The 12839-nt window shown below is 34.5% G+C and carries 7 protein-coding genes; 2 read left to right on the top strand and 5 right to left on the bottom strand.

From position 1 onward, the window contains the following. The first annotated feature begins 12 nt into the window (after positions 1 to 12). Positions 13 to 1647, top strand: coding sequence for a DUF2813 domain-containing protein (locus J3U59_RS05735; RefSeq protein WP_267333495.1), 1635 nt, complete (start codon positions 13 to 15; stop codon positions 1645 to 1647). A gap of 111 nt (positions 1648 to 1758) precedes the next feature. Here the strand turns inward: J3U59_RS05735 and J3U59_RS05730 are convergent, their stop codons facing one another. The 5 genes from J3U59_RS05730 to nfsB form a co-directional block, all read right to left on the bottom strand. After that, a complete protein-coding gene (locus J3U59_RS05730) occupies positions 1759 to 3351 on the bottom strand; it encodes a hypothetical protein (protein WP_267333496.1) in 1593 nt (530 codons plus the stop codon). Between the two features lie 411 nt (positions 3352 to 3762). Continuing rightward, positions 3763 to 5430 (bottom strand): energy-dependent translational throttle protein EttA, encoded by a 1668-nt coding sequence (gene ettA, locus J3U59_RS05725; protein ID WP_267333497.1) that lies wholly within the window; start codon positions 5428 to 5430, stop codon positions 3763 to 3765. A 445-nt stretch (positions 5431 to 5875) separates the two neighbouring features. Further along, positions 5876 to 7510 (bottom strand): hypothetical protein, encoded by a 1635-nt coding sequence (locus J3U59_RS05720; protein ID WP_267333498.1) that lies wholly within the window; start codon positions 7508 to 7510, stop codon positions 5876 to 5878. A 514-nt stretch (positions 7511 to 8024) separates the two neighbouring features. Further along, positions 8025 to 9575, bottom strand: coding sequence for a hypothetical protein (locus J3U59_RS05715; RefSeq protein ID WP_267333499.1), 1551 nt, complete (start codon positions 9573 to 9575; stop codon positions 8025 to 8027). 424 nt (positions 9576 to 9999) lie between these two features. Then, positions 10000 to 10644, bottom strand: coding sequence for an oxygen-insensitive NAD(P)H nitroreductase (nfsB, locus tag J3U59_RS05710; RefSeq protein ID WP_267333500.1), 645 nt, complete (start codon positions 10642 to 10644; stop codon positions 10000 to 10002). Positions 10645 to 10987: 343 nt separating this feature from the next. Between nfsB and J3U59_RS05705 the strand changes: the two genes are divergently transcribed. Further along, entirely contained in the window at positions 10988 to 12640 is a 1653-nt protein-coding gene (locus tag J3U59_RS05705) for a hypothetical protein (protein WP_267333501.1), read from the top strand. Positions 12641 to 12839: the final 199 nt, after the last annotated feature.

The raw sequence follows: 12839 nt of genomic DNA, 5'->3' as shown, positions 1-12839 counted from the left end.
TAAGGAAATACGATGTTTATTGAACAAATTGATATAGTAGGATTTAGGGGTGTAAGTCAATTATCGTTAAAATTTAATACAGAAGCAAGTGTGCTGATTGGTGAAAACCGATGGGGGCGATCGAGTTTAATTAGCGCTTTAATGTTATTGTCGCTAGACAATAAATTTTATGAATTTGTTGATTCTGACTTTTATCGTGATAAAGATAAACCTAATGACAATCATATCAGTATTAAAGTAACGTATTGTCAATCCTATGCCAACGAGTTCAATAATCAAGCTTATCAAGCATTATTGCCTGTTACTTATCAATCTAAAGAAGATCAATTACGACGGATAACTTATCAAATCACCGCCAAACAACAAAATAGTAAAATTGTAACTCAGCATCTGCTAGTCGACCAAAACAATAATCCTTTTACTATTGAAGATCATAAATTGCTGATTGCTATTGTTCTTAATCTTAATCCTGTAATGGCATTGAAAAACACCTTAAGTGCAGATGATTTACCCATCACTAACCAACCTTTATCAGAATACTTCATTAATGAACTGTCTAATCAATTAAAGCAACATTCAGCCTCGATTAGTGAAGAGGAATTACAACGAGGATTAAAAGCTGCACGTGCTTTGTTAGAATACTATTTTATCGATCCAGCTCAACGTTATCGTTATAAACATTTACCACAAAAAACAAGCCCACATCGTGAAGATTGGAATTCACTTGAACGTATCAATAATGCTTTAGATAATATTAATGATGATTATTTACGAACCGCTTTATTAGGTATTTTTGATTCAATTGTTTACGCTAAAGGTGACAATCCCCTTTCACCTAGCTCGATGCCAATTCTCATTTTAGAAGAACCTGAAAGCCAATTACATCCCATTATTTTATCGGTTGGTTTTCGCCTGCTTAAACACCTGCCAGCACAAAAAATTATTACCTCAAACTCCAGTGACTTAGTATCATTATTTCCATTAGAGAGTATTTATCGGTTAATCCGTCTACCCGGTCAAATTGTGACAAAATATGTTGCCCCTCATTCACTGAGTGCTGATGATAGTCGCCGTATTTTATTTCATGTACTTTATCGTCGACCATTAGCGCTTTTTGCTCGTTGCTGGTTATTAGTTGAAGGTGAAACAGAAGTATGGTTGTTGCGTGAATTAGCCGAACAAAGTGGTTATCATCTAGGTTCTGAAGGTGTGCAATTACTAGAATTTGCGCAATGTGGTTTAAAACCTTTAATAAAATATGCTAATAAGATGGGGATCCATTGGTATGTGATTACTGATGGCGATATGGCTGGAAAAAAATATGCCGATACGGTTAAATCGCTCACCCCACAAAATGAAGATTCGAATGACTATCTTACGATATTACCGGCAAAAGATATCGAGAATTTTTTGTTTAAACATGGCTTTAGTCATGTGTACAAACAGGCAGCTTATAATACAATTGAACATATCGATATGCCTGTATCTAAAATTATTCAAAAAGCCATCCATAAAAGCTCAAAACCGGATTTAGCTATTGCTGTTTGTGATGATGCAAAATCTAGAGGTATAGATGCGATACCAAGCTTATTAACCCATACTTTCGCCAAAATAATTCAGTCATCAAAAGATTTTATTCAACGTTGAAAACAATAAGCTCATAAATTAGATAAAACGCCACCAAATTTGATTGGCGGCGCAGTTAAATTATGAAAAAACACTGTATTATAGCGTGAATAAATTATTTTACTCATACTTTCAAGGAGACACACAAACAACACGATGTGTTAATGTTGATGGCATATTATAGCCGATATAACCTTGTGAATACATTCCATTATTAATATCATAAATCAAACCATACATATTGGGTACAGCAAGTGATGTCCAGTATATACCTGAACCATCCCAATTTTTTGCAGCAGGATAATCAGTAGACGTGTTACTCAGATACCCCCATTCATTCATTAAACCACCAACCCACTTATCACCATTTTTATAACTGATTTGACGACGATAAGAGTTACCCTGACCTGGAATTCCATTCTCCCAGCCATATCCATTTCCATTAGTAAAATCTTCAACTCCTGGTATTCGATAGGTAGCCCCCAGATTATTACAAAATGCTTTGGCATTTTCGTAACCATTTGCCTGTTCAATCTTAGTTATGTACCAACGCTCGATTTTAAAATTATAAAGCAACTGACTATGATTATTATCAGAATAGAGTTTAAACTCTGAGGGAGTAAAAGATCTATTAGTAGAATCTTGGGTTGGTCCATTTAATAGAATTTTTAATGCCAACTGTGGCTGCCCATTCCAATTCTGTGTCTGTTCTACAGTTAATGACAAATTAACGGTTTTATTACCATTTTCAGGGAAAACGGTAGCACCATTTGCAGCAATAACTTGATTTGGCGTAATACCTGCTAATAATAAATAAAAATGAAGACCATTTGAACCGGTTGTAGGAAAGTTATTTGCAACATTATCAATATTATCGACTCTAAATCCTTTCTTACTCACCCAATTTGGTCCATATGACTGATCCATAGAAAAGTTGGGCTGAGCATAACACACATAAGGCATATCTATCTTTGGGGTAATATAGTAAACACTTGTTGCAGCATTAAAACGCGTAGTATTCGGTATGCCATACTGGGTTGATAATAGACCATCAGTTGTTTGAATATTGAGTTGATAAGGTGCATCACAGGGATCTAATGCTGTAATTGTATTATTACTAATCATACTGGTAACATTTTGCCCTTGCTTATTTATCCATGAAAGCGTTAACGATCCGGTAGCCGTTACGTTGCCATCACCATCATCATCCCCCCAATAGTTATATAATTTGATTAAACTGTTTAAAGCAACACTCGGATAATTACTATTCCCCTCTTTTTTAAGTGGAACAAATGTTTTTATATTAACAAAATCTAACTCTCCTTTATTTAAAATAATTGGATTTGTCATAGTTGAATCATTAACGATCGCATTTGGATATAAATGTGCCATATCACCGGATGACACATACTGACGACCATCTGGTAACGTTACACTTAACAAACCTTCTGTACTTGTTACTTTCGTTTTACCTTTATCAAAAGTTAAATAAGGTTTACTACCATTAATCTTGTTAATGGTCACCGCAGTTAACGCATTAGCGTTAACCGTAAAAATCATAGATATTAAGCTAACAACAGCAATATAAGAGCTAAAATTGTTTTTTGCTAATGGGATTTTTTTAAAAAGAATAATCCATCTAAAAAAGATAAATAACACTAATTGGTGAGAAAAAGTTAAGATAATACTGATGAAAAATAAACAAACTAGTTTGATACTATTCATTGGCAACCTATTATTAAAAAGTTTTTATTTAGAAAAATATGGTGTTTTCCTCTATATTAATTTTAGATATCCTTATCATAACCTGTTCAATATCGACCAAAATTTAAATATCTTTAATTTTTTTTCAAATTATTTTGAGAATCAAAATTTACATTACGTTTTAGCTATGATTATTTGAGCGTTAATATTGAAAATCATTATGTGTTAATCATTCAATATGATGAAAAAATGGATAAAATTTCAATAGATAGATGAGGGCAAAAAAAGTTAGAAACTATCTTTTAAATTAATTAAAAGACACGTTTGGTGAAAAATGCTTGGAAAGTATTTGCTTAACGAATATGGATATAGTTGATATCAATGCTAAAGGATTTCCACTGCAGTAAACAGCAGAAACCCTGCAAAACATGATTATTTTGTGATTCTTTTGTATTTGGCACGTCTCGGCTCTAAGGCTTCTGCACCTAAGGTCCGTTTTTTCCACTCTTCATATTCGGTAAAGTTACCTTCAAAGAACTCAACATGCCCTTCGTCTTGGTAATCGAGAATATGGGTTGCAATGCGATCTAAGAACCAACGGTCATGCGAAATCACTAATGCACAGCCCGGAAACTCCAATAACGCATTTTCGAGTGCTCGCAGTGTTTCGACATCTAAGTCATTGGTTGGCTCGTCGAGTAACAGTACATTGCCACCAACTTGTAATAACTTGGCTAAATGCACTCGTCCACGCTCACCACCAGAGAGTTCACCGACTCGTTTTTGCTGATCAACGCCTTTAAAATTAAAGCGTCCAACATAGGCTCGGCTTGGGATTTCAAAATTACCAATACGCATAATATCTTGCCCATTGGATATTTCGTCCCACACTGTTTTTTTATCATCCATGCTGTCACGAAACTGATCGACTGACGCCAATTGCACCGTATCACCTAAAGTAATGGTACCTGAGTCAGGTTGCTCTTTACCCGATAGCATTCTAAACAGTGTTGATTTACCCGCACCATTTGGACCAATAATCCCAACAATCGCGCCTTTAGGAATACTGAATGAAAGATTATCAATCAATACCCGATCACCATACGACTTGGTTAAGTTATTCACTTCGATCACTTTATCGCCTAAACGTGGCCCTGGTGGAATAAACAGTTCGTTAGTTTCATTACGTTTTTGGTAATCATTACTGTTTAATTCTTCAAAACGTGCTAAACGGGCTTTACTTTTTGCTTGGCGGCCTTTCGGGTTTTGGCGCACCCATTCCAGCTCTTTTTCAATCGATTTGCGGCGCGCTGATTCGGTTGCGGCTTCTTGAGCTAATCGCTGATCTTTTTGTTCAAGCCATGAAGAGTAGTTACCTTCCCATGGAATGCCTTCGCCACGGTCAAGCTCTAAAATCCAGCCGGCGACATTATCTAAGAAATAACGGTCGTGGGTTACAGCCACCACTGTACCTTCATAGTCATGTAAAAAACGCTCTAACCAAGCCACCGATTCAGCATCTAAATGGTTAGTCGGTTCGTCGATTAATAACATATCGGGTTTTTCCAGCAATAACTGACAAATGGCAACACGGCGACGTTCACCACCGGATAAATTCTCAATTTTGGCATCCCAATCAGGCAGGCGTAGCGCATCGGCAGCGCGTTCTAGTTGGTTGTCCAGATTATGTGCATCTTGCGATTGTATAATTGCTTCAAGTTCAGCTTGTTCTTTAGCAAGTTTATCAAAATCGGCATCAGGATCAGCGTAAGCTGCATAAACTTCATCTAACCTTGCTAATGCCTTTTTGGCATCGCCAACGGCTTGTTCAATTGCATCACGCACAGTTTGTTTTGGATCTAATTTCGGTTCTTGTGATAAATAACCGATTTTAATACCTGGCTGTGGACGCGCTTCACCCTCAATTTCGGTATCAACGCCCGCCATAATACGTAATAACGTTGATTTACCTGCCCCATTCAAACCCAGCACACCAATTTTTGCGCCAGGGAAAAAACTTAAAGAAATATCTTTTAAAATATAACGTTTAGGAGGAACAATCTTCCCCACTCGATTCATTGTATAAACATATTGCGCCATAAAACATCATCCGCTTATTGGGTTAAACCTAGTAAAAGAGACCTTTTACTATAAAAGTATGGCGTATATTGTAACGATTCTGACAATAGGGTCTAGGGTTATTTATAACAATTAACTGATTAACTAGTGATGGAGCGAGTTATTCACCGCAATTGATAGGCTACTTATTATTGACAATATTTATCTGACTTAAATAATAACAAGTTCATCAATAGGTTAACAAAAAAACAACTCTTTCACATAACAATTTTACCCGTTTGACGACTCAGCAAAAGTAAAATCTGAGACAATGGGGCTGGATTTTCGAAATAACAGTTTTACGACCTAAGTGGTATTTTGACTATAATTGTAATGTAGTTAAATACCACGTTATGGGCAATTTGTCAGATTATCAATATCTAACCTGACAAACGACTAACAACATATAATTTATTAGGTAATTCTTTTATCTTGTAGGGAGTGTGCTAATTCCATTTTCGCCCCGGCAGAAAATTTGTGCTGATTGACCTTGACCAAGATCAAAACCGTCATCCTTAACGCTTCCCAACAAACCATAATCGATTACAGCAAATGGCTTGTTTGTACGATACATTTCAGCTGTCCAAAGATAGGTTCCGAAGTAATAAGGCCCGCCCCATTCACTCATAAAAGTACCTAAATCTCGAGCAGCGGGATATTTGTTGGAATCAACACTTGCGTTAGCTGTCCATTCTGGTGTGTTAGCTTGTAAAGAGTTGGTCAATTCATCTCTTCGATACAGATATTTTTGTCGCCAAGCTTTGCCTGCTTCTGACATATCATTAACCTGAGCGGATGTTGTTTTCGGTATTGCTTGACCATCTATTATTCTTCTACATTCATCGTAGGCTAAATACCCATCAAATATATCTAAAAATCCTTTTACTTTCGTAGGTATTATTGCCCATTTTTGTGGTATAGGGAGCGTAATTTTACCGATGTTTTGCCAAGTTTTGCCTTTATCAGCACTATATTCCATATTAATCGTTAAGGGTGTTGTGGGCTTAGTGACACTGTCATAACGTACTTGGCAATTTGCACCTAAGTCTTTACTTGCGACCGGAGATTGCAATGTAACCCAGTTAGTACTATTGCTGCTATCTAGTTGACAGCGATACAGACTTTGATCGGCTCCCGAGCCGATTAACATGAAAGCTGCATCTTTAAAACCGGTTATTGGTTTAAATTGTTCAGCTTTAAATCCACCACCTTGTTGCAAGTTATTCGACGATGGGCTTGTGCCAGGATCCCATACCTCTGGGTTATAACCATTAGGATACTTAGTCATGTAAGAACTATTCTTATAAACATTCATATTTGGTTGAACAAAGCATAACTTAGGTCCCCCATCAAGCATAAATTGGTAAGTAATAACGGGTTGGCTACCATAAATGTTTTTATTAGGTTGACCGTATTTAGTCGATACCGCAACGTTTTGAGCACCCATTTTTAAAAAGTAAGGTCCTCCACACACATTAAGTTCACGACTTAAATCAGTTATCACGTTATTATTATCATACCAGGTTGCTGTTAGTGTGCCTTCGATGGTTGTGTTTTCAGTAAGGGAGGCATCACCATCATCATCACCAACGTTGAATTGTGATAATGCACTTGCCTGACCATTAGCTGGAACCATCGTAATGATATCAGAAAATTTAGTTCCTTCTGGTACTTGCAAGGGTTTACCACCAAAAGAGATCGATTCACTTACATCAACGATTTTTAATGCGTTATTATTTTCTGTTGTAGGCATTCTAAAACCAAGTAATTCATTCAATCCTTTGATTTTAGTCCCTACATTTCCGTCTTGATCTGATTTTAATTGTAAATAAGGCGCACTACCTACAATGGTTTTAGCTGTCACATTTGATAATGCTTCGGTATAAGGTGAAAAAAAAATAAATAAAAAATGAATAACAATAATAGATACCATTGAGTTAAGTTTTAGGTGTATAACCTTATTGGAAGGGTAAATCCGTTTAAAAGTTAGACGCCATATTAATTGATTAAAAATATTAAATTTAAAATTAATAAAAAATAAGGAAATTAATTCTCGCTTCATTATAAATAACCTATAAATAGGATATTTATCATCTATGAAAAATTTCCTAATTTTAAACATACATCGAACCTATAACATTAGTTATCACTTAACGGTATAACAACACAGTGTTGATTGTTTTTAATTTTCACATATTTGAATATAATAATCTATAAATAATTGTTTAAATTTGTAAATCAATAAATTAATTGACAAGCATAATTCAACACACAATTGATAAAGATTATAGTGATATGGAGTTGAATGACTATAAAGGATTAAAGCCATATCAAAAATGATAATAATATTATTTTTTATGAAGAATTATTGCGTCGAATGAATGAATCGACATAACAATTTTACCCGTTTGACGTTTGACAACTTAGCAAGAGTAAAATGTGAGACAATGGGCTGGATTTTCGAAATAACAGTTTGACTATAATGGAGTTAAATACCACGTTATGAGCAATTTGTCAGATTATCAATATCTAACCTGACAAACGATTAATAAAATATAATTTATTAGGTAACCCTTTTATCTTGTAGGGAGTGTACGGATTCCATCTTCGCCCCGGCATAAAATTTGTGCTGATTGAGCTTGAGAAAGATCATACCTATCATCCCAAATGTTTCCCATGATAGAGACTGCAGAAAATGGCTTGTTTGTACGATACATTTCAGCAGTCCAAATAAAGGTTTTATTATCTGGAAACATACCCCATTCACTAACAAAAGTACCTAAATCACGAGAAGAGGGATATTTGTGGACATCATCTATTGCTTTGGCTGTCCCTTCTGGTGTGTTAGCTTGTAAAGAATTGGTCAATTCATCTCTTCGATATAGATATTTTTGTCGCCAAGCTTTACCTGCTTCTGACATATCATTAACCTGATCAGATGTTGTTTTCGGTATTGCTTGACCATCTATTATTCTTCTACATTCATCGTAGGCTAAATAACTACTCCCCAAAAAATCTCTAAATCCTGTTACTCGCGTAGGTATTATTGCCCATTTTTGTGGTATAGGGAGCGTAATTTTACCGATGTTTTGCCAAGTTTTGCCTTTATCAACAGTATATTCCATATTAATCGTTAAGGGTGTTGTGGGTTTAGTGACACTGTCATAACGTACTTGACAATTTGCACCTAAGTCTTTACTTGCGGTCGAAGATAGCAATGTAACCCAGTTAGTACTATTGCTGCTATCTAATTGGCAGCGATACAGACTTTGATCGGCTCCCGAGCCGATTAACTTGAAGGTAATACCTTTAAAACCGGTTATCGGTTTAAATTTTTCAGCTTTAAATCCCCCACCTTGTTGAAATACACTTGACGAGCTTGTACCAGGATGCCATACCTCTGGATTATAACCATTAGAATATTTAGTCACAGAATAATCATCATTAGAAACAATCATATTTGGTTGAACAAAGCATAATTTAGGCCCCCCCTCAGGCATAAATTGGTATGTAATAGCGGGTTGGCTACCATAAATGTTTTTATTAGGTTGGCCGTATTTAGTCGATACCGCAACGTTTTGTGCACCAATTTTTAAAAAGTAAGGTCCGCCACACGAATTGAGTTCACGACTTAAATCATTTATCACGTTATTTTTATCATACCAGGTTGCTGTTAGTGTGCCCTCTACGGTTGTGTTTTCAGTAAAGGAAGCATCGCCATCATCATCACCAACGTTGAATTGAGATAATGCATTTGCCTGTCCATTAGCTGGAACCATCGTAATAATATCAGAAAATTTAGTTCCTTCTGGTACTTGCAAGGGTTTACCACCAAAAGAGATCGATTCACTTACACCAATGGGTTTTAAGGCGTTATTATTTTCGGTGGTAGGCATTATAAAACCAAGTAATTCATTCAATCCTTTAATTTTAGTCCCTACATTTCCGTCTTGATCTGGTTTTAATTGTAAATAAGGCACATTGCCTGCAATTGTTTTAGCAGTAATATTTGATAACGCTTTGGTATAAGGTGAAAAAAGAATAACAATAATAGATAACGTTGAGTTAAGTTTTAGGTGTATAACCTTTTTAGGAGAATTAATCCATCTAAAAGTTAGAAGCCACATTAATTGATTAAAAATATTAAATGCGAAATGAGTAAAAAATAAGAAAACTAGTTTTTTCTTTGTTATGAATAGTTTACAAATAGAGTATTTACTATATATGTGAAAATCCTTAATTTTGAACATATACAAAACCTAAAATCCAAATCCTTATTGAATGTTAAATGACAATCATATTGATTATTCGTTATTTTTTATTTTTACATATATGAAAACAATAATCTATAAATAACTTTTTTAAATTGAACAAACAATAAGTTAATTTATGCGAACAACTCAACACAACAACACAATATCGATATAGCGTAGAAAAAGTATAAAAGGATTTGTGAGCATATCAAAAACGATAGTAATATTATTTTTTATTGAGAATTATTGCGTCGAATGAATGAATCGACACAACAATTCTTAATGTCAAAGCGGCAAATTATAGAAAAGTGAAAAGTTGTTCTTTCGGTAAACGTGATTTTGGTCGATGTGCGTTGCCATCATCAGCAGCGCGATAGCCTAATGTCGCAACTACAACACTTTTCAATCCCTTACTTTTAAGATCTAAAATTTCGTCAATTTTAGCTGAATCATATCCTTCGATAGCCGTAGAATCAACACCAATTGCCGCAGCAGCAAACAAAAGTTGCCCCAATGCAATATAAGTTTGCTTTTCTTCCCAACACTGTTGCGATTCAGGGGTTGCACTATTTAAATTAACAAAATAACGTCGACCTTGATCTTGCGATACTTTTAAATCTTCAGAAGGCAGACGACCGTCTTTTTCTTCTTGATTCAGTAGATTCACTAAATGACTTTCATCCAATGGCACTTTTATACAAAAAACAATAGTATGTGACGATCCTGTCACGCGTGGCTGATTAAAATCAGGAAAAGCAGGCAAAATCTTATTTTTTGCTGTGTCTGACTCAATCACATAAAAATGCCATGGTTGAGAATTTACCGATGATGGACTGTTTCTTAAAACAGTTAAAAGTTGCTCAATAATAGCTACAGGTATCTTTTTAGTAGGATCATAATGTTTAGTGGTATAACGTTTTTGCGAAATTTCGACGATATTCATATTTTTGACTCCACCTTATTGGTTAATGATGAACGATAACTTATTTTTTAACTAAATTAATGATTTTCTATTCATTTTAGAATACTATTAATTACCACTTGAATAACAAATTCAACCGATCTTTACTTATCTCTATGCTCCTATATAAAAATGCGTATTATTACACTTCATTTTTTTATAAAAAAACAAATAATAATTATAATTTTCATTTATATCATAGAGTTATTTAACAACAAAACGACACCAATATCTTTACAATAAAAAAAATAGAGAATATTATCTAGCACAATTTTAAAGGCTTTACAGTTTATAGTGATATAAAAGTACCGTTACGGAAAATGTGATGTTTAAAAGTAAACATATATTAACAAAATTATGTGCAGCAGTCTTTTTTTCAAATATTTTTTATTGTTTTTCAGCCAATGCATTAAGTGCCACATCTGTTCAAGTCATAAATGGCACAGAACCTTATATTTCAATAGATAATAATCACACACCAGCAAACATAACTGATTTACTTTGGATTGCAGTAGAAAACGATCAAACTAATGGGACAGAAGAAGTTAACAATGAAAATTCAACTCAGATCGACACGCGAATAAAAAATCCTAATTTAACTTATTATATTCCTGATTTTGATTCATCCCCCGATAAATTAATTGTACTTCCTAAGTCTGTTGAAACTTTTGAAAATATAATAACTTTATTAACTGATTATAATGCAAAAGAAGTGGATATTTTTACTATTCTAAACGATCATCAATATGTTAAAGATGACGATGGTGATAATGGATTTAATGCTAGTGGAACCATGTCTCTCACTATAAAAGATAACAACAATAATACTATTGAGCCAAGCGAAAAATTAAATAATTGTATTGGTTACTACGCGGTAACATTAGCCACAACAGAATCACAGCTTTCAACCACATTTGGGGTACCTAATATTAGGACTTATCCAAGTGTAAATAAAACCTATTATGTCACATCTTCCTCCAAGGATGTGCCTACGATTTGCTGGCTACAACCATCTTTAGAAAAAGGTAATCCACCAGAATTTGCTTATACAAAAGAAGAATACGAAGCGAATTATATTCAGAATACTTGGGAACAAGATATGCCTTGGTGGGATGCCAATAAAGGTTTTTTGCCTCGAGGTTCGTCTGAAGAAAGTTATAATAAGTTTCCTACAACTGCTGCCAATAAATTATATTTTAATGTCGTACTTGCCGGTGCAAACTGGAGTCAAATTTCTTATACTAAAAACCCAACAACATCGCCCATTAGTTTAAAGCTTAGTGGAAAAGATAACGTGCTTCGAGTTGAGTTTACAGGACCCAATTTTTCAGAAAAATTAAAAAATAATATTTCAGCTGCAAATAATACAGTATTTTCTTTAACTGTCGGCAATAAAACTATTTATAGTTTTACTATCACTCAATGGTACCTGATTTCTGAAAATGTAGTTTTTAAAGATCAAAAATCTGCCAAACATTATTGTAGTTGTCAAAACCCAAGAGTCGCGCTGACTTATAGGCGATCATTAACTAATGCAAAAAGTTGGGATTATTTTTTTGGAGAAAATGAAAGAAATAATTACAAACGCACGGTTGGAACGCTTTTATCTGAATGGGGGAATACGGTAAATGAGGTTTATCCAAGCGATTCAACACTTTCAAATGCGCTATCTAATTACGCTTGGACAGATGAACAAGACTACGATATGGGTATAGCTGAGCCGCTAAAATCTAAATTACGAAATTTTAATCCTTTTGATGAAGATAATGGTGATGATGATGAACAAGGCACCTTATATCCCCCACCAATACCTGATGATGGTGACGATGAACTATTTCCAGAAAACGAATGTGATCAAGACCCCATAGATTGGTCTTTCGAAGGAACAAAATTCTATGGTGTTGATTTAACCAACGGAAGTATTGCTTCATTCGATAAAGATACTCAAGGCTTAAAAGCTATCTGCTTTATCGATTAACTGAATTTTGCTAATTAAAATCATAATATTTAATGACCTTTTAAGATTAGATATTGACATTAACTATGTTCTTTGATAAAAATATTGGCATTATTTTGACCAATATAAATTTAGAGATTCGTTTTAATGATTAGAACAACTACTCTCCTCACTAGCTTACTCCTCGCATTATTTTGCGCGGATTGCTTGTGTGTTGAGT

This window comes from Gilliamella sp. B3783 (assembly GCF_026536125.1).
Taxonomy (GTDB): domain Bacteria; phylum Pseudomonadota; class Gammaproteobacteria; order Enterobacterales; family Orbaceae; genus Gilliamella.
This window is presented reverse-complemented; position numbering and strand designations above follow the sequence as displayed.